The organism is Gallibacter sp. Marseille-QA0791 (assembly GCF_965119705.1).
In the GTDB taxonomy this organism is placed as follows: domain Bacteria; phylum Bacillota; class Clostridia; order Peptostreptococcales; family Anaerovoracaceae; genus Lentihominibacter; species Lentihominibacter excrementipullorum.
On record NZ_CBCPMH010000001.1, the window covers coordinates 2,385,692 to 2,404,648 of the forward strand.

Consider the following 18,957-nt stretch of genomic DNA (forward strand, 5'->3'; position numbering starts at 1 on the left):
ATCCTTTCGTTGATTTAACGCGTGAAATGCGACATTAAGTTACTGGACGGTCTCCGTTCGCGGCCTGAAATGAGGCGTCATATACCGGCCTTTATTCCACTCTGTTGAGCCTGCCGCCGTTCAGCCAGCTTTGCAGGTTCTCAGCCAGCACGTCTATCACAGCCTGACGCATCTCTTTAGGAGACCAGGCCATATGAGGCGTGATGATACAGTTATCTATACCCAGCAGCGGGCAGTCTATGGAAGGCGGCTCTGTTTCCAGCACATCTACAGCCGCCGCGCTGAGAAAACCTGATTTGAGGGCATCAGCAAGAGCTCGCTCATCTACCAGTCCGCCTCTGGCGGTGTTGATGAAAACAGCGCCTGGCTTCATGTTGACGATGAAATCAGCATTGACCATCCTCTTATTATCCTCTGTGAGCGGACAATGGAGGGATACGAAATCGGATTTCATGGCGCCTTCAGGATCTTCGCGATAAATATTCACCGTCATTCCCAGGGCTCTGGCGATTTCGGCTACCCGTTTGCCGATGGCTCCATATCCGATTATCCCCAGCGATTTCCCTGTCAGCAAAGTCACCGGTTTTTTCCAGTAACAGAAGTATTTGCAATCGGACCACTGGCCTTCCTGGACAGATCGATTGTGGAGACCCACGTTGTTGGCCAGCTCAAGGATAAGGGCGATAGTATGCTGCGCTACTGCGTCGGTAGAGTAAGCAGGTATATTGGTGACAGCGATCCCCATGTCGGCGGCCGCTTCAACATCAATGTTGTTGTACCCTGTAGCTGTGGAGCCTATATATTTCAAATTAGGGCATTGCTCCATGAACTCCCTCGTTATGCGGCATTTGCTGGTCATCAGTATCTCACTGTTGCCGATACGGGAGAGCGCCTTATCGGGCGGCGTCGCGTCGAAGACAGTCAGTCTGTCACACAGCTTTTCCAGTTTGCTCCAGCTCAGATCTCCGGGATTTATGGTATATCCGTCGAAAATTACAATATCCATGTATTGACCTCCAATTGTCAATGGTTTATTACTCGAAACTACAGAAAGTATTTTACACCATGAGAGTTGGAAAGTCCAGGTCATGTATGGTATAATCGTTTGTATGCATTTCGCTGACAGAAAGGGGATCCAATGAGTTTTGCCGATATACTGCTGATAGGCGCGGGGCTGGCGATGGATGCGGCGGCCGTATCCATGACTAACGGAATGGTGTACAAGAACCTGAGCAGATTTACATATGTGATGATGCCGGTGTTTTTCGGAGTGTTTCAGTTGTTGATGCCTATACTGGGGTATTACGCGGGAGGATTGTTCGCAAGTGTGATAACCAGGTATTCGGGCATAGTAATATTCGTGATACTGGGCATCATAGGATTGAAGATGTTGAAAGAGGGTATCGATGATTTGAAGGCTCATGAGGTCTGTCCCGTCAAGGTGATGACGCTGAAGGTGTTGTTTTTACAGGCTGTTGCTACCAGTATAGACGCCTTTGCCGTGGGGATCGGATTCAGCGCGGCAGGCATCGGTATACTCGGACCGTCGGCTCTGATAGGGGCAGTGACCGTGCTTATTGTCGTCGCTGCCATATTCATTGGGCGGCAATTTGGCGATATGCTGGGATGCCGGGCCGAGATACTGGGAGGTATCATCCTCATAGTGATAGGAGTCAAAGCATTGTTTTGATCTATAGGACAGATAAGGTGATGAAAAATGGAAAAAACGATTGTTGCTGCCACCGGGAACAAGCACAAGATAAAGGAAATAGAAGCGATAACGGCAGAATTCGGTATGTCCATAATATCAAAGGACGAGGCCGGTGTTCCTGACGTGGAAATCGTCGAAGACGGAGAGACTTTCGAGGAAAACTCATACAAAAAGGCGTATGAGATAATGAAGCTCTGCGGCAGAACGACAATCGCCGATGATTCGGGACTGGTCGTTGACTGTCTTAATGGCGCTCCGGGAGTATATTCCGCCAGATTCGCGGGAACAGATGGAGACGACGACGCTAACAACAGGAAGCTGATAGGGCTGATAAAGGATGTACCGTACGAAAACCGGACAGCCCGGTTCGTCTCGGTGATAACGATGGTATTCCCCGATGGACAGTCCATCGTTGCCAGGGGGGAAGTGGAAGGTCATCTGATCACGGAAAAGCGGGGACGTGAAGGTTTTGGATACGACCCGCTGTTTGTACCGGATGGATATGAGCAGACCTTTGGAGAGCTTGCGCCGGAAGTGAAAAATGCCATAAGCCACAGAGCCAATGCTCTCAAAAATCTCAGAAAGAAGCTTATGGACAAAGAGGTGAGCCGTTAGATGGCCAGATTGAGAGCAAGATTGCTTAAAATGTTCATATTGACCATAAAGCAGCTGCAGGATCCGTATTATCAGGGATTTGCCGCGCAGGTGTCCTTTTATCTGCTGTTGTCGATAGTACCCATATTCCTGTTGATGACACAGATACTGGGAATATTTGACATATCACTGGAAAGCGCGCTGAAATTGATAGAATCTTATACAGGGCGGGAAATGTCGGCGATGTTCAGAGAACTGTTCGAGTTCAGGTCAGCTGGCCTCAGCTCTGTAGTGTTCGCTGCCATAGCCCTCTGGGCCGGATCCAGGGCGTCCTTCTCCATCATGAGGATAACCAATTATACTTTGACGGGAGGCAAGAGCACTGGAAGGAATTACTTCATCGAGCGATTCAGGGCCATAAAGACCATTGTGATAACCATATTCACAATATCATTTTCACTGATAATACTGGCTTACGGCAAGCTGATACTGGAAGCCATCCTGTCGGTACTCAGGCTGGATTCACAAGTATATGCCGACAACATATGGATGTGGCTCAGATGGATACTGGGCTTTCTTCTTTACTTCCTTATGGTCAGCTATAATTACTATCTGTTGCCTACGGAGAAGATCCCGTTCAGGAAGATGCTTCCGGGCAGCTTATTTGCTTCGGTAGGTATGTTGCTGGTGACGGTGGGCTATTCCAAATACGCCAGCTCTCTGGCGGAATACGACTTGCTGTATGGAGCACTGTCGTCGGTAGTAGGTATAATGTTCTGGTTCTATTTGCTGGCATGGGTCCTGTGTCTCGGCGTCCTGTGCATAAAAGTATGGGATGATACGAGGGTGGATTTCAGCAAAAGGACTCCTCCTGTACGCAGAATGTGAGATCACGGTGTCGAAAGGAATTTACGGGCGCATGAGCAATGATAATGATAAGAAAATTACAGACAGGGAAAAGATCACGTTGAAGGATCTGGATATCGGAAAGACAGCCACTGTCGTATCAGTGGGCGGAGAAGGGGCGCTGCGGCAGCATTTTCTCGACATGGGTCTGATACCGGGCGTTCAGGCGACCATGGTGAAATACGCCCCAATGGGGGACCCGTTGGAGCTGAGGATACATGGGTATGAACTGACGTTGCGTAAGGATGACGCAGCGAAGATAATCGTCAACGACGTGAGAGACGCGAAGGAGGCCAGAGGCACAGGAACGAAGGGGGCGGATCCTGACATGTCCGGGAACGGAGCCGGATCCAGACCTATGGAGCACCCGGGCCTCGGAGAAGGAGGAAAGTATCACGTAAAGGCCGATGAAGATCCATTGCCGGAGGGAGAGACGCTGTCCTTCGCTTTGGCGGGGAATCAGAACTGTGGCAAGACTACACTCTTTAATCAGCTGACCGGTGCCAATCAGCATGTGGGGAATTTCCCGGGCGTCACGGTGGACAGGAAGGATGGTGTGATAAAAGGCCATGATGATACGCTGGTGACAGATCTGCCGGGGATATATTCCATGTCGCCGTACAGCAGCGAAGAAATCGTAACGAGAGAATTCGTCCTTCATGGAGACGTCAGAGGGATAATAAATATCGTAGATGCTACCAACATAGAGCGCAATCTGTATCTGACCATGCAGTTGATGGAGCTCAATATACCTATGGTACTGGCGTTGAACATGATGGACGAGGTCAGGGAAAACGGAGGAGCCATAAAGGTCAACGAGATGGAAAATATGCTGGGGATCCCGGTAGTTCCTATTTCCGCCGCCAAAGGAGAGGGTATCGGAGAGCTCATCGACCATGCCGTACATATAGCTAAATATCAGGAGAGACCGGGAAGGATGGATTTCTGCGATGCTGACGATAAGGGCGGCGCTGTCCACCGGTGTCTCCACGCTATCATGCATCTTATCGAGGATCACGCGGAGAAGGCAGGCATCCCGGTAAGATTCGCCGCCAGCAAGCTGGCCGAAGGCGATGGCTTGATCCTGGAGCGTCTGGGTCTCAGTCAGAATGAACAGGAGATGCTGGAGCACATAATCCTTCAGATGGAGGAGGAGTGTGGTCTGGACAGGGCTGCGGCTATTGCCGATATGAGGTTCAGTTTTATAGAGAAGGTCTGTCAGAAGACGGTGATAAAGCCAAAGGAGAGCAGAGAAAGGGAGAGAAGTTACAAGATAGACAGGATCTTTACCGGCAAATATACTGCCATACCTGCGTTCATCGCTGTGATGGCAGCAATATTCTGGATAACCTTCAATGTCATAGGGGCTTTTCTTTCGGATTGGCTGGAAAGAGGCATAGGCGCGCTGACCGCTATGGTGGACGGTCTGCTGACATCGTTGGACGTCAATGATGTCCTTCACTCTCTTGTGATAGATGGTATATTCAACGGGGTTGGGAGCGTGTTGAGCTTTCTCCCTACGATAGTGACATTGTTCTTTTTCCTGTCGTTGCTGGAGGACAGCGGGTACATGGCAAGAGTGGCCTTTGTCATGGACAAGCTGCTGAGGAAGATAGGACTTTCGGGACGCAGTATCGTTCCCATGCTCATTGGCTTCGGCTGCACAGTTCCGGGGGTCATGGCAAGCAGGACGCTTCCGTCGGAGAGAGACAGGAAGATGACCATACTTCTGACACCTTTCATGAGCTGTTCTGCCAAATTACCTATATACGCTTTCTTTACAGCCGCCTTTTTCCCGGGGCATGGCGCTGTCGTGATGATAGGTCTGTACATAACGGGAATGGTGGTGGGAGTGCTGATAGCGCTGCTGCTGAAAAAGACGGCTTTCCGCGGTGAGCCTGTTCCCTTCGTGATGGAGCTGCCTAATTACAGGATGCCCGGGGCGAGAAATGTGGGTTTTCTCATCTGGGAGAAGGCCAAGGACTTCATGCAGAGGGCCTTTACCGTTATATTCATCGCCACTATAGTCATCTGGTTCCTGCAGACCTTCGATATACATATGAATGTGGTGACCGACTCCAGGGACAGCCTGCTGGCGTCTGTGTCCGGAGTTATCGCTCCTGTGTTCGCGCCGCTGGGATTCGGCGACTGGAGGATATCAACGGCACTGATAACGGGATTCATGGCTAAGGAAAGCGTGGTATCTACTCTGTCGGTACTGTTTGGCTCGACGGGTGCGCTGGTCAGCGCCATAAGTCCGCTGACGGCACTGTCGCTACTTGTGTTCTGCCTGCTTTACACTCCTTGCGTCGCCGCCGTGGCATCGGTGAGGCGTGAGCTGGGAGGCAGATGGGCGCTGGGCGTCGTAGTCGGCCAGTGTGCTGTCGCATGGGCAGCTGCCTTCATCGTCATGCTGGCAGGAACGGCGTTAGGATTTTGATGGTATGATCTTGCAGGAAACTTTCAAATAAAAAGGGCAGCCATATCGGCGTTGATTTTTTCGTCGATACGGTTGCCCTTTGTGATTTTTATGGCGTTGCCCTCACAGTTTCCATGGATACTGAACAATCTGTGCTATTTGAGTATCCTCACTCTGATGACGCCTTCTCCTGCGATGGCGGATCCGTCTATGTCGCCCGATGCTTCGCCCAGGGTATAGGCGTATTCGCCGCGAACCTTGTTGATAACGTCTCCGTCGCAGACTTCGGCCACTTTTTCCAGTACGCCGGCGTCGGCCTTCGAGATGACCGATACTCTGGTGCCCTTCTTAGGACCCAGCGAGCAGGCCGGCATGTTGACTGAGTTGACGATATTGCCGTTTTCCAGATAGTCCATCACCTGATCGACAGCCATGGCGGCGCAGTTGTCTTCCGCTTCCGCCGATGATGCTCCCAGGTGAGGCAGGGCGATGACACCTTCCTTGCCTATTACGGTATCGTTAGGGAAGTCCGTAACGTATTTTTTCACCTTGCCTGATCCGATGGCAGCCAGCAGGTCAGCATCGTTTACCAGTTTATCTCTGGCAAAATTGAGGAACACGACGCCATCCTTCATCTGAGCGAAAGCGGCGGCATCGATCATTCCTTTCGTATTATCGTTGGCCGGAACGTGTATGGTTATGTAGTCGCACTGAGGATAAAGATCCTTAGGAGAGTCCACTATCTTTATGGTGTTGGACAGGGAGAGGGCGGCCTTTATCGACAGGAACGGGTCATAACCGATGACGTCCATTCCCAGGCTTTCGGCGGCGTTGGCTACCATGGCTCCGATGGCTCCCAGACCGATGACACCCAGTGTCTTTCCCTTTATCTCAGTGCCGGCGAACTGGCCTTTGCCCTTTTCCACAGCCTTGCCTACGTCTTCAGTACCTGCGAGGGTCTTTGCCCACTCCAGACCTGCAGGGATATTTCTCGCGGCCAGGAACATTCCTGAAAGACACAGCTCCTTCACAGCGTTGGCGTTAGCTCCCGGAGCATTGAAAACTACGATGCCCTGCTGGGCGCACTTGTCCAGAGGAATATTGTTGACTCCTGCGCCGGCTCTTCCTATAGCCAGCAAATCAGGAGAGAATTCCATGTCGTGCATGTTGTAGCTCCTCAGGATTATGCTGTTAGCCTCCTGCACGTTCTCGGTTATGGTGTAATCATCGGTAAGTCTTGCCAGTCCTACCGGTGAAATCTTGTTTAAAGTGCCTATCTTGTACATTTTTTCTACCTCACTAATTACTAATAATTGTGATAATTATACCACTTTACAATGATGAGGTAAAGTCCCGAAGGGCGATATATCGCACGCCAAAAGGAGGCAGGGAAATATCAAAGGACGCGCCGAGGTTTGAAATCGCTGATTTTTCCAGCCGTATCTGCGGTACAGAGCCCTGGTTCAATAGACTGCTGAGATTTTTTGCGCTGCTGTCAGAGTTGTCGTGATCGCCGGAGGAGCCGGAAAAATCAGGCTTTCCCAGTCGCTGCCACTGAATGAAGGCATCCAGATCCAGCTGAAGTGTGTGGATCTCTATCAGGATGGGATTGCTGCTGGCTTCATCGAAGACCGCTGTCCATTTCCGCTCGGGGGAAGATGCCGCCATTTCAGCCCGTTTGAGTATGTCGGGCGCTGAGAGCTGTTCCGTCGTCAGATGTTCGAATTCCGCGGGCAAGTTGAAGAAAAGCTGATGGATACAATCTTCCGATCTGTGGGACAGGAACCCCGGAAGGGACACAGAGCCTCTGGCGATGAAGGGCTCCAGCAGCTGAGACAGATAAAAGGTCGATTTTCTGATACCTGAGGCGGTGATGTTCCCTGAGAGCCCTGTGAAAGGATGTGATGAGTTGCCGGTTTCCGGGCTGAAAAACTGAGGGAACCGACGAATGAAACCAGCGATGTTATTGCCCATCATGTGGAGCATCAGCGCCGGGAAGTAGGGAGAATCGTACAAGAGACTCTTCTCCGGTAGCACTATGTCTGAAACAGATGTCAGCGGCTGCCGGCACGAACGCAGTCGTTTTACTTCTGACGACATGATGAGGTGTACAGGTGAAAGCCCGGAAGACTGTTTTCCGGTTTCGGCCGGGTGTTCGCAGCCAAGGATATCCAGAACAGTCTGAAGATCGGAAGCGTTGGTATCATGCCTGTAGGAAAGCTCTTTGTGTCTGATGGTGGCAGGGCCATATTTTTTCCTGTATGCCGTAGGTGTCATATGGAATAGTTTTTTGAAATGCTGGCTGAAATATCTGTAAGAAGAAAAGCCCAGCTCGAAAACTATCCTGTTGATAGGCATATCAGTGCCTAACAGGTATACCTCCGATTTTTCTATTCGTATATGCTGCAGCAGTTCGGAAAAGGTATAGCCGATACCTTCTTTGACCAGGTGGGAAATATGGTACCTGTTGACGAAGGTCAGGTCAGCCACGTCCTGGAGCTGTATTTTCTGAGGAAAGTGTTCATAAAAATATATCATGATGCTTTTCAGCCTGTTAGCTTGAACGATGTTGTCTCTCAGGGTGTTCTCCCTGTGGTCGCTCAAAAGGAAGAACTCGGACGTGAAGTGGAGCTCAAAGTAATTTATCAGCGAGCGGAGCAGCACCTTTTCGTATTCGGCATCACTATCATTGGTACATGTGGGAAAGGTCACGGTGTCGCCTCGGGTGTTTTCACGTATTGCTGTCAAATGAAGGGTGAAGAGCCTTTTCAGCGTATTGACTATCTTGTCGAAATCCACGCCGGCAGCATCCCGGTAGAGGTTGTAATATGATACGAATATGGTCTCTTCGGCGATGGGGTCGTAGAAGTCGGAGTTGATCTCCAATATACAAGTCAGGTTGTCCTCGTCAGAGCTGTAGAGAGCGTGGAGCTCGAAAGGATTGATTATCGTGAACTCGTCTTCTTTGAGGATATAATCGGAGACACCTACCTTTGTGACACCGCTTTTCTGGGACGGAAAGCTGATAGCCTACGCATGCAGCAGAGGCCACTGGCAGGATATGGGAGGAAAGGCAGCATCGTCCGAATCGCCTACGGCAGTACACATCGCGGAGGAAGGGCTGAGACTTCCGCCGACCAAGATATACATCGCCGGGGAGCCTGTGACGTGGCTGATAGACATCATAAGGAACAACACGAGAGCGCCGTACTTCATAGATGGCGACATCAGGGCTCATATGGGTGCGCTCAATACGGCGAAGAAGCATTTCTTCGAGCTGGTGGAAAAGTATGGTGAGGACACGGTAAGGGCGTGTATGGAAGAGGCCCTGGATTACACGGAGAGAAGGACGAGAGCCGCTATAAAGAAGCTGCCTAACGGAGTTTACACAGCAGACGACTACATCGATGCTGACGGAGTCAACAACAAGGCCATATTCGTAAAGGCGACAGTGACCATAGAAGATGAGGACATCACTGTAGACCTTACGGGAAGCAGCCCTACGGTAGACGGACCTGTGAATTTCCCACTGGCGGGAACCTGTTCAGGAGTATACTTCGGTCTCAAGTTTTTCCTGGATCCTGACGCGCCGCCTAATGCGGGGATGTACAGACCGATACACATCATTGTACCGGAAAATACAGTGTTCAATCCGAGATGGCCTGCGCCGGTGTACTATGGGAACCTGATAACAAGCGAGAAGGTGGCTGACCTGATATGGCAGTGCCTGGAACAGGCAATACCTGAACAGATAGTGGGGATGCCGTACGCTGACTGCAACCCTATCTCGTGGGGTGTGGTAAACGCCAGAGAAGGAGTATCAGATACCTTCGGAGAACTGCCTCCGGGAGGCTGGGGCGGGACGCCGTTCGGAGACGGCATGAGCGCCACTTACAGCAGACACGGCAACTGTATGGACTTCACCCCGGAGCAGATGGAGCTGCTGTATCCGGTGATATGCACTGAAAGGGAATTCAAGGAGGACTCGGCCGGTGCCGGTAAATACAGAGGCGGTCTTGCTCTTCAGGTAAGCTGGAAGCTGCTGCAGAATTCCACGATGAACGTAGGGATGGGAAGGAGCAGGTTCGGCCCTCCGGGAGTTTGCGGAGGCAAAGATGGAAAGCCAAGCTCGGTCATCCTCAATATGGGGACTGACAGGGAAGAGGTCATAGGCGGATATACGAAGGACCATGAATATCTGATGACCATGTTCGACAATTACCCTATGAAGGCCGGAGACACAGTGACTATGATAACCCAGGGCGGCGGTGGATACGGTGATCCGAAGGAGAGAGATCCTGAGCTGGTGAAAAAGGATGTTCGTAACGGTCTCGTTTCAAAGGAAGCTGCTTTAGAGGAGTATGGTGTGAAGTTGTAGAAGCATGAGATAGCGCGGAGGATTTTCTCCGCGCTTTTATGTGCAAGATCCATAAAACATGTGATATATGTGATTTCTTCAATGTTTGTGAGCTGCCGCGCCTTGACAATGATGAGATAATGGAATACATTAAAAAAGTCGTTATAGAGATGATTCGATTTGGTTTTGACAAGGAGTGAGGGAATGAAAACAGCGGCAGAGTTGAAGAGTTTATTGACGAGGATAGACCGCAGGGGGTATCCGGCTTATAAGGACATCAGAGGAATGTACAGCTTTCCTGAGTATGTGCTTTCTATAGATCATGTGCAGGGTGATCCTTTCGCGGCACCTTCGAAGCTGAGCGTTTACGTTGATGGAAGGAATGGGGGTTTCCCGAGGAAACTTTATGATACTCGCCACAGGAGAATTGCTTTGCAGGATCAGCTGACAAGAGGGTTCGGCAGACAGGCGGAACGCGTCGCTTTCAAAGCGAAAGGGTCGGGAAAGAGCGGACTCATATCGGTGAGCCGATGTGGTCAGGAAATATTGGAACGGACTGCTTGCAGTATAGATCCGGAAAATGGGAGGATCGTAATGCGATTCGAGGTGGGACTGCCTGCCAATGGCAGGACCATCAACGCAAGAGAAGCGGAAAAGATATTCTTTGATTTCTTGCCTGAGTGTGTCGAGCAAGCGTTGCTGTACAGAAATGCCGATGGCGAAAAACTTCAGGCAGTGGCTGATTTGGCGGATGATCAGCATCATATCAGGACGGTGCTGCCTGAAATGGGTCTCTGTGCTTTTGTGGCTGACGGGAGTGTGCTCCCGCGTGAATCCGGGGTTTCTTCCCGCCCTATGAAAGGGGGAGTCAAGTTCAAATCGCCTGAAGAAATGAAAGTGTCTATCCAGCTGCCTCACAGGGGAGAAATCACAGGTATGGGCATGCGAAAAGGAATAACGCTGATCGTCGGCGGAGGTTATCATGGAAAATCGACATTGCTCAAAGCTCTCGAACTGGGAGTATACGATCATATCGCGGGCGATGGACGGGAGTATGTGATCACTGACGATACGGCTGTAAAGATACGGGCGGAAGATGGCAGGAGCATCAAAGATACCGACATCTCCATGTTCATCAACGATCTGCCTAATGGAAAGGACACGGTGTCCTTTGCTACTGAGGACGCCAGTGGCAGTACGTCTCAGGCGGCAAACGTGATAGAGAGTATGGAAGCAGGTACGTCTTTATTTCTCATAGATGAGGATACCAGCGCTACTAATTTCATGATAAGAGATGAGCTGATGCAGCGTGTTATTCATCGCGATATGGAACCGATCACACCTTTTATCGACCGTATCAGAGAACTGTATGACAGGTATGGGATTTCCACAGTCATCGTAGCAGGCAGCTCCGGCGCTTATTTTCATGTCGCTGATAACATAATACAGATGGATAGATATATACCGAAGGATATAACGGGATATGCAAAGCGGGAGGCAGAGGGTTTTCCAGCTATACGCGGAGTAGATGAACCGGCCGGGGAACCTGACTTCAGCAGGTGCCCCAAAGCTTCAGGAGCCTTCAAAGGAGGAAGCAGGATAAAGCTGAAGACTATGGGAAGGGAAGCTGTTTCCATAGACAGAGAAACTATAGACTTGAGATATGTGGAACAGATCGTTGACAGTGAACAGGTCACAGCTCTGGGGTATTGCGTCAAATACGCTCAGAAGAACATATTTGACGGGAAGACAACTCTGATCCAGGTGGTCGATCAGCTTGAAGCCGTTATGGAAAAACAGGGGATGGCGGCAGTCTGCGAAAGCCGATCCAGTGTCGCCAATATGGCCAGACCGAGAAGGCAGGAGATATTTGCCTGCTTTGACAGGTACAGGAGTCTGAAGCTGTAGGATTCGATTGACGTTATCGAAAATGCCAAAACGATGTTTTTTTGAGGCTTAATTGGCATAACCAGCCTGATTTTCAGCTTGATCTACTGTTTGATTGCCAAAAACAGCAATGCAGGAGCTCATTCTTGGCATGGTTATGCCAGCTTTTCCATGAAAGAATGCTAAAAACCTCAGGAAAAAAATTATTATTTAGCAATCATCGTGAATAAAGATGATCCAAGGCAGCCATTTATGCCTAATACGTCAAAAAAAAATCAGAGAATAGGCAATTTTATCGTGGCAGGCACGTCCGCTACAGCAAATAATGCGGCGGCGGAGATTCAGTAACTGAATCCTACTCCTCCTCTATAGTCCTGATGACGCGGCACGGATTGCCGACAGCTACGGAGTGAGGCGGAATATCTTTGGTCACGATACTTCCTGCGCCGATGACAGATCCTTTACCGATAGTGACTCCCGGCAGGACGATACAGCCGCCGCCCAGCCAGCATTCATCTTCGATCACGATAGGCTTGGATGAGACTCGGTAAGGAAGGTGGTCAGCGTGCTCGTTCTTTGGGATATCGAGGATCCTTTCGGAAGCAGGAACAGGATGGAGCGTTCCATAAAGCTGTACTCTTGGCGCGATCATGACATTTTTCCCGATGGTGATGAGATTATCGTCGGAGAAATAACAGTCGCAATTGATAAAGGTGTTTTCGCCTATGGTGATGTTCTCGCCGTAATTGCAGCGAAACGGCTTTTCCAGCCATACACCGTCTCCGATGGAGCCCAGCAGACTTTCCAGTATCTCCTGACGCTCTTCGTTGGCATCCGACGGTATGCTGTTGAATCTGTCTATCAAAGCTCTCGCTTCGTATCTTCGCTTCAGGAGTTGCTCGGAACGTGGATTATAATTTTCGCCGCTGAGCATTTTTTCTTTTTCTGTCATTGCAAAACACATCCTTTCGTCATTATATATCATACGGTTGCCGCTATTGCCGCGCCAGCCTCGTCGTTTTGTCGAATGTTCCGATACAATTATATCACGGTTGGGCGATCACGGTGTTGAAAAAATTGATAAAGAGAAGACAACAAGGTCATAGGCGACCCAGGACAGTAAAACAAGTGGTCTGATCCCATTAACGATCAAGAAAAACTCGATACGGTCCTGCAAAATTTCTTTTATTTACTACAACTCAGTAAAGTGATATAATAAAAACAGTATAAGTATTTTTAAATGTGCATTGGGATAAATAAATTTTCAGTATAGAGTGGAGGTAATCAAATGAGCAACGAAAGAGCGTATAATTTCTCGGCAGGTCCGTCCATGCTGCCCCTCAGTGTCATAGAGGACGCAGCTGCAAATCTGGCCAATTATAAGGGCTGCGGTGAGTCGGTGATGGAAATGAGCCACAGGTCGGCGGAGTTCAAGGCCATCCTTGAGGACGCTGAGAAGAACCTCAGGGATATCATGAATATACCTGATAACTACAAGGTGATGTTTATACAGGGCGGAGGTACGTTGCAGTTCGCCATGGTACCGTTGAACCTGCTCAGAAAATCCGGTAAGGCTGATTATATAATCACGGGAACGTGGGCAAAGAAGGCTGCCAAGGAAGCTGAAAAATTCGGAGATATAAAGATCGTCGCGTCGTCCGAGGAGTCGACCTTCACATACATCCCGAAGGTGAAGAGAGAGGATTTCAGACCTGACGCCGACTATGTGCATATCACGTTCAACAACACTATATACGGGACTCATTATCCGTATATCCCTGATACGGGAGATATCCCTCTTGTAGCTGATATGTCGTCCTGCATCCTTTCAGAGGAAGTGGATGTGAGCAAGTTCGGGCTCATCTACGCGGGCGTTCAGAAGAATATAGCGCCTTCCGGCATAGCTATCGCTATCATGAGGGAAGATCTGATAGGCTTTGCAAAGGATAATGTCCCGACTTATCTGGACTATAAGATCCACGCGGACAACGGCTCCACATATAATACGCCAAATTGTTTCTCCATATACATTGCGGGAGAAGTATTCAAATATATAAAGGATATGGGCGGGGTCGCCGAGATGAACAGGAGAGATGTGGCCAAGGCCAAGAAGCTTTACGATTTCATCGACAGCAGTGAGCTTTATAACTGCCCTGTCAACAAGGAAGACAGATCGCTGATGAATGTCGTTTTCGTTACAGGGGATCCTGACCTGGACAAGAAATTCGTAGCGGAAGCAAAAGCAGCTAACTTGCACAACCTCAATGGCCACAGATCCATAGGAGGCATGAGAGCCAGCATTTATAACGCAATGCCGGAAGAAGGGGTGGATGCTCTCATCGCATTCATGAAGAAGTTCCAGGAGGAAAATAAGTAATGAAATATCTTATCTTGGTTCCCGATGGAGCGGGCGATGACAATATTGAGGCTCTTGGAGGAAAGACTCCTCTTGAGGTAGCTAACCTAGAGAACATAGACGAACTTGCCCACAAAGGTACGGTGGGGATGGTCAGAACCATCCCGCCGGGGGTAGCGCCGGGAAGTGACGCGGCTAATCTCTCGGTGATGGGATACGATCCTTCCGTATATCTTACAGGAAGATCACCTCTGGAAGCGGCTAGCATCGGCATCGATATGTCGGATACCGATGTGGCTTTCAGGACCAACATCATAACGCTGACAGGCAGCGGTGATTACGAAGATCTGATAATAACCGATCATAGCTCCGGCGATATCACGACGGAGGAGGCCGATGAGTTGATAAAGGCTGTCAATGAGGCTTTCGCTGATGAAAATATCAGGTTTTACACAGGCGTCAGCTACAGGCATTGCATGATCGTACATAACGGTTCTACGGAGTATGAGCTGACACCGCCCCATGACGTGTTGACTCAGCGAGTGGGCGATCATCTGCCAAAGGGTGAGGGCTCGGGATTTATCACAGAGATGATGAAGAAGAGCTACGAGATATTGAAGGATCATCCTGTAAACAAGGCGAGAGAGGCAAAAGGCCTGAACCCTGCTAATTCTCTGTGGATATGGGGTCAGGGAAGAAAGCCGAGCCTGTCGTCATTTTATGATAAGTATGGTATAAAAGGAACAGCTATTTCCGCTGTAGATCTGATAAAGGGGATAGCTATCTGTGCCGGTCTGAATTCAGTAGATGTTGAAGGGGCCACGGGGACCCTCCACACTAATTTTGATGGCAAGGCAAGAGCCGCTGTCAGGGAATTCAAAGACGGCATGGACTTCGTGTACATGCATCTGGAAGGACCGGACGAATGCTCCCACCAGGGCGATATGGAAGGTAAGATAGAGTGCATGGAAAGTATAGATACCAAAGTTCTTAAACCCATCGTGGATTATTTGAGAGAAGCAGGGGAAGACTTCAGAGTATTGGTGGTACCTGATCACAGGACACCGCTGTCCATCAGGACCCATTCGGCGACGCCGGTACCGTTCGTGATATACGACAGCACTAAGGAAGAGCCTTACGACGAAAGCAAATGCTTCTGCGAAAAATCGGGTGAGAAGGGGATGTATTTTGATAGTGGATTTGAACTCGCAGACTTTTTCTTTGAGAAGTAGTAACGTATTAGTAAAGATCACAGTATATGTAATGATGATGGCGCTTATCCTGGCAGGAGCGGCGCCGTCTTTTGCTGATGAAAGGGAAAATTCCGGTGAAAGTACGGAGACAGCAGCTTCCGCTGATATCGACTGGTCGGATGCTCCGTCCATAGAAGGGACTTCCGGTATCATAATGGATGCAGGCAGCGGAACTATCCTCTATGAGAAAAATGCTTATGAACGCCGGGATCCGGCAAGCATCACGAAGATAATGACTTCTCTCATAACCTTGGAGACGCTCGATATGGATCAGGAGGTGACAGTTCCCGCTGAAGCGGTAGCTCCTGATGGCAGCGGGACCAATATAGACCTGAAGGAAGGAGAGGTGCTGACTGTAGAACAGTTGTTATACGGTATGATGCTTGAATCAGGCAATGATGCGGCGGATACCCTGGCTATAGCCATATCCGGGTCGATAGAAAGCTTTGCAGAGCTTATGAATGAGAGAGCTGCCGCCTGCGGAGCAGAGGATACGACTTTCATCAGCGCCAGTGGACTCAGCGAATACGGGGAGGATCATAATCTGACGACAGCTTACGATATAGCGATGATAGCGCGGGAAGCGATGAAGAACCCTGAATTTCGTCAGATCGTGAGTACAGCCAGATATACCATACCGGCCACCAATATGTCGGACAGAAGGACGCTGAGGAATACTAATGTTTGCCTGTACGAGGAAGACGAGACAATTGAGGTGAGTGGTATCGAACGCCCATTCAAATACGATGGGACCACAGGAATCAAGACGGGATATACGGGAACAGCAGGTAATTGTTTTTGCGGCTCCGCACAGAAAGATGATACGGAGCTTATCGCCGTAAGTCTCAACTCAACATCGGAGGAGCAGCGATTCGCTGATGTGATGGCGCTGTGGGATTATGGGTTTTCGAAATATTATACATATACAGCGGCTGCCGGTCGTCAGAACCTGGATGAATTCAGGGTATGGCAGGGGGAGAAAAGCCATGTGGCTGTAGGCATATCGGAGGATATGGACATAACTCTCAACGAAGGATATGACAGTGACAATATCACCGTGGAGGCAGTCAAGGATGACGGAGCCATAAAGGCGCCGGTGGAGAAGGGTGACAGGCTGGGACAGCTGATAGCATACGATGAAAACGGAGAAGCGGTGGCCACAGCCGATCTCGTCGCCATGGAAAGCGTGGAGAAAGGCGGTATCCTCTCATATATAGGTATTGCCGATGAGGATATAATATTTTTCGTGCTCGGGATAATCGGCATATTGATCCTTCTGATACTGATCCGGATGCTATACGTCAGGAGCAGACGGAAGAAGCGAAAGAGAAGACGTGCGGAACGCACTAGACATGTACGGCGCAAGGAATGGGAGAAAGAGAAAAACCCATTTGGAAACTAACTGACAGATTGATGAAATAAGATGTTCGATATACAGGAAAATCTGAAAAATCTCCCGGACGGACCGGGAGTATATATGCACAAGGACAGGCTGGGCAATATCATCTATGTGGGAAAGGCTGTCTCTCTTAGAAACAGAGTGAGACAGTACTTTCAATCCAAGAAGAACATGGCTCCCAAGGTCAGAAGCATGGTGGAGCAGATAGCGGAATTTGAGTATATCACCACAGGCAGCGAGATGGAGGCGCTGATTTTAGAGTGCAATCTCATAAAGAAGCATCGGCCTAAGTACAACATCCTGCTGAGAGATGATAAAACTTATCCGTACATCAAGATAACTAACGAAGACTACCCTCGTGTCATAAAGACGAGGGTGGTGAAAAAGGATGGCGGACGTTACTTCGGACCCTACAGCGATGCCGGGGCTGTCAACAAGATAGTGGATCTTCTCAACAGCAGCTTCGCTCTCAAGAGATGCTCAGCAGTCGCGTTTCCCAGCGGATTCAAGCCGTGTCTCAATTTTCATATAAACCAATGCAGAGGTATATGTACCGGCAGCGTCAGCAGGGAAAGCTACAGCGAGGCCGTGGAGGGTGCCAGGGACTTTCTCAACGGAAAGAACAAGAAGCTTCTGGACAGGCTCAAAAGCCTAATGGATGAGGCCGCGGAAAAGATGGAATACGAGGAAGCCGCCGTATACAGGGATTACATAGAGGCGGCGAAGGCGCTGTCAGCGACTCAGCGGGTAGTCATACAGCACAGCAAGGATATCGATATCGTGATACCGGCAAAGGGAACGGAAGAGACCCACATGGTGCTGTTTTTCGTCAGGGACGGAAAGCTGGTGGGGCGGGAATCGTATGAGATGGAAGCGTCTTTCGAAGAGGATAGCGGTGAACTGATATCAGCATTTATAAATCAACATTACAGTGAATTGCCTAACTTCCCCAGGGAGATACTCCTGACGAGGATGCCGGCCGATAAAGAGCTGCTGGAGCAATATCTGTCAGAACTGGCTGGTCATAATGTCAGCCTTGTAAAGCCGCAGAAAGGCGAAAAGAAGGCGTTAGTGGATATGGCATATAAGGATGTGCTGGAAATGGTCAAGACTATCGACGATAGGGCGGCCAATGCCAGAGAGAGACGGCGAAGCCTGGGAGCGGATATTTTCGGCATTTTAAAGGAGATGGGTGCGGTCTCAGGTGAATACGACGGGCGCGAATTCCGGGCGGAATCATATGATATATCCAATACAAATGGCGTCGATACGGTGGGAGCCATGGTGGTCTTTAACGGCCTTAAGCCTGATAAGAGCGGATACAGGAAATTCAAGATCCGGAGTGTTTACGGGCAAAACGATTATAAAGCGATGAAGGAAGTGCTGACCAGACGTTTTAGCAGAGTGTTCCAGGGAGATCCTGCTTTTGAGGTGCTGCCCGATATAATTTTCATGGATGGGGGAAAGGGCCATGTTTCCGCAGCTCTTGAAGTGATAGACGAGACAGGGCTTGACATCCCTGTGGTAGGTATGGTCAAAGATGACAGGCACAGGACAAGAGCGCTGGTATACAGGACGGGGCGCAGAGTCGGCGCTGCAGATGGCTTGGCGGATGACCGGTCGGGTGCCGAAGAACAGGATCGGTGCGGGCGGGGACAGGATACTTCCGGCCAGGTGGATGGATATGCCGAAATATCCCTCAAGGGAAAGCCTATGCTATTCAAATACATCGGGCGCATGCAGGAGGAAGTACACAGATTTGCTATAGAATATCATCGCAGCCTGCGAAACAGGAACGCGTCCAGGTCAGTGCTGGATGATATAAAGGGCATCGGACCTGCCAGGAAAGCGGCGCTGCTTGAGCATTTCAAGAGTGTGGATGCCATCAGGGCAGCTACAGCGGAGGAGATGGAAAAGCTGCCTGAGATGAATGGAGGCGCGGCGAAGGCCGTATGGCAGTATTTTCATGGCAGGGAGACGACAACTGAGAATCGAAACAAGGAAAAATAAAAGAGGCTGCCACATCAGGTAAAAGATGTAACAGTCTCTTTTTTCGAAGTTTATCCTCTTTGGAT

General features: G+C 49.8%; 14 protein-coding genes. 10 read left to right on the forward strand and 4 right to left on the reverse strand.

Annotated elements, in window-relative coordinates:
• Positions 1–91 precede the first annotated feature (91 nt).
• The gene (locus tag ACQY69_RS11010; protein WP_428260565.1) at positions 92–1,006 is read right to left on the reverse strand and encodes a D-2-hydroxyacid dehydrogenase; all 915 of its coding nucleotides are present in this window, start codon (positions 1,004–1,006) and stop codon (positions 92–94) included.
• A 132-nt stretch (positions 1,007–1,138) separates the two neighbouring features.
• Here ACQY69_RS11010 and ACQY69_RS11015 point away from each other — a divergent pair, with 132 nt between their 5' ends.
• The 4 genes from ACQY69_RS11015 (at position 1,139) to feoB (ending at position 5,651) form a co-directional block, all read left to right on the forward strand.
• On the forward strand, positions 1,139–1,690 hold the full coding sequence (locus ACQY69_RS11015) for a manganese efflux pump MntP family protein (protein WP_428260566.1): 552 nt from the start codon (positions 1,139–1,141) through the stop codon (positions 1,688–1,690).
• Positions 1,691–1,717: 27 nt separating this feature from the next.
• On the forward strand, positions 1,718–2,326 hold the full coding sequence (gene rdgB, locus ACQY69_RS11020) for an RdgB/HAM1 family non-canonical purine NTP pyrophosphatase (RefSeq protein ID WP_428260567.1): 609 nt from the start codon (positions 1,718–1,720) through the stop codon (positions 2,324–2,326).
• Positions 2,327–3,193 carry a YihY/virulence factor BrkB family protein gene (locus ACQY69_RS11025; RefSeq protein WP_428260568.1) on the forward strand — a complete coding sequence of 289 codons (867 nt, stop codon included), beginning with the start codon at positions 2,327–2,329 and terminating at the stop codon, positions 3,191–3,193. It abuts the gene before it with no gap.
• A 73-nt stretch (positions 3,194–3,266) separates the two neighbouring features.
• Positions 3,267–5,651: a ferrous iron transport protein B gene (feoB, locus tag ACQY69_RS11030; protein ID WP_428261056.1), complete on the forward strand. Its 2,385-nt coding sequence runs from the start codon at positions 3,267–3,269 to the stop codon at positions 5,649–5,651.
• Between the two features lie 134 nt (positions 5,652–5,785).
• Here the strand turns inward: feoB and ACQY69_RS11035 are convergent, their stop codons facing one another.
• Positions 5,786–6,916 (reverse strand): 3-phosphoglycerate dehydrogenase, encoded by a 1,131-nt coding sequence (locus tag ACQY69_RS11035; RefSeq protein WP_428260569.1) that lies wholly within the window; start codon positions 6,914–6,916, stop codon positions 5,786–5,788.
• Between the two features lie 46 nt (positions 6,917–6,962).
• Positions 6,963–8,516, reverse strand: coding sequence for a helix-turn-helix domain-containing protein (locus ACQY69_RS11040; RefSeq protein ID WP_428260570.1), 1,554 nt, complete (start codon positions 8,514–8,516; stop codon positions 6,963–6,965).
• 109 nt (positions 8,517–8,625) lie between these two features.
• Here ACQY69_RS11040 and ACQY69_RS11045 point away from each other — a divergent pair, with 109 nt between their 5' ends.
• Both ACQY69_RS11045 and ACQY69_RS11050 read left to right on the forward strand, forming a co-directional pair.
• On the forward strand, positions 8,626–10,008 hold the full coding sequence (locus ACQY69_RS11045; protein WP_428260571.1) for a hydantoinase B/oxoprolinase family protein: 1,383 nt from the start codon (positions 8,626–8,628) through the stop codon (positions 10,006–10,008).
• A gap of 183 nt (positions 10,009–10,191) precedes the next feature.
• Entirely contained in the window at positions 10,192–11,895 is a 1,704-nt protein-coding gene (locus ACQY69_RS11050) for an ABC-ATPase domain-containing protein (RefSeq protein ID WP_428260572.1), read from the forward strand.
• 334 nt (positions 11,896–12,229) lie between these two features.
• On the opposite strand, the gene ACQY69_RS11055 is transcribed toward ACQY69_RS11050, so the two are convergent.
• Positions 12,230–12,826 carry a sugar O-acetyltransferase gene (locus ACQY69_RS11055; protein ID WP_428260573.1) on the reverse strand — a complete coding sequence of 199 codons (597 nt, stop codon included), beginning with the start codon at positions 12,824–12,826 and terminating at the stop codon, positions 12,230–12,232.
• 336 nt (positions 12,827–13,162) lie between these two features.
• Between ACQY69_RS11055 and serC the strand changes: the two genes are divergently transcribed.
• Genes serC through uvrC form a run of 4 tightly spaced genes read left to right on the forward strand, consistent with a single transcriptional unit; the run spans position 13,163 to position 18,892 of the window.
• Positions 13,163–14,251 carry a 3-phosphoserine/phosphohydroxythreonine transaminase gene (gene serC, locus ACQY69_RS11060; RefSeq protein WP_428260574.1) on the forward strand — a complete coding sequence of 363 codons (1,089 nt, stop codon included), beginning with the start codon at positions 13,163–13,165 and terminating at the stop codon, positions 14,249–14,251.
• Positions 14,251–15,462 (forward strand): cofactor-independent phosphoglycerate mutase, encoded by a 1,212-nt coding sequence (locus ACQY69_RS11065; protein WP_428260575.1) that lies wholly within the window; start codon positions 14,251–14,253, stop codon positions 15,460–15,462. The genes serC and ACQY69_RS11065 overlap by 1 nt, the downstream gene beginning before the upstream one ends.
• On the forward strand, positions 15,452–16,885 hold the full coding sequence (locus tag ACQY69_RS11070; protein ID WP_428260576.1) for a D-alanyl-D-alanine carboxypeptidase family protein: 1,434 nt from the start codon (positions 15,452–15,454) through the stop codon (positions 16,883–16,885). The genes ACQY69_RS11065 and ACQY69_RS11070 overlap by 11 nt, the downstream gene beginning before the upstream one ends.
• Before the next feature lie 21 nt (positions 16,886–16,906).
• Positions 16,907–18,892 (forward strand): excinuclease ABC subunit UvrC, encoded by a 1,986-nt coding sequence (uvrC, locus tag ACQY69_RS11075; protein ID WP_428260577.1) that lies wholly within the window; start codon positions 16,907–16,909, stop codon positions 18,890–18,892.
• The last annotated feature ends 65 nt before the right edge of the window (positions 18,893–18,957 follow it).

Excerpts from the sequence above, each read along its gene's own strand:
- serC (WP_428260574.1), top strand. The coding sequence starts at position 13,163 with ATGAGCAACGAAAGAGCGTATAATTTCTCGGCAGGTCCGTCCATGCTG.
- ACQY69_RS11025 (WP_428260568.1), top strand. The coding sequence starts at position 2,327 with ATGGCCAGATTGAGAGCAAGATTGCTTAAAATGTTCATATTGACCATA.
- ACQY69_RS11050 (WP_428260572.1), top strand. The coding sequence starts at position 10,192 with ATGAAAACAGCGGCAGAGTTGAAGAGTTTATTGACGAGGATAGACCGC.
- ACQY69_RS11015 (WP_428260566.1), top strand. The coding sequence starts at position 1,139 with ATGAGTTTTGCCGATATACTGCTGATAGGCGCGGGGCTGGCGATGGAT.
- ACQY69_RS11035 (WP_428260569.1), bottom strand. The coding sequence starts at position 6,916 with ATGTACAAGATAGGCACTTTAAACAAGATTTCACCGGTAGGACTGGCA.
- uvrC (WP_428260577.1), top strand. The coding sequence starts at position 16,907 with ATGTTCGATATACAGGAAAATCTGAAAAATCTCCCGGACGGACCGGGA.
- rdgB (WP_428260567.1), top strand. The coding sequence starts at position 1,718 with ATGGAAAAAACGATTGTTGCTGCCACCGGGAACAAGCACAAGATAAAG.
- ACQY69_RS11065 (WP_428260575.1), top strand. The coding sequence starts at position 14,251 with ATGAAATATCTTATCTTGGTTCCCGATGGAGCGGGCGATGACAATATT.
- ACQY69_RS11010 (WP_428260565.1), bottom strand. The coding sequence starts at position 1,006 with ATGGATATTGTAATTTTCGACGGATATACCATAAATCCCGGAGATCTG.
- ACQY69_RS11055 (WP_428260573.1), bottom strand. The coding sequence starts at position 12,826 with ATGACAGAAAAAGAAAAAATGCTCAGCGGCGAAAATTATAATCCACGT.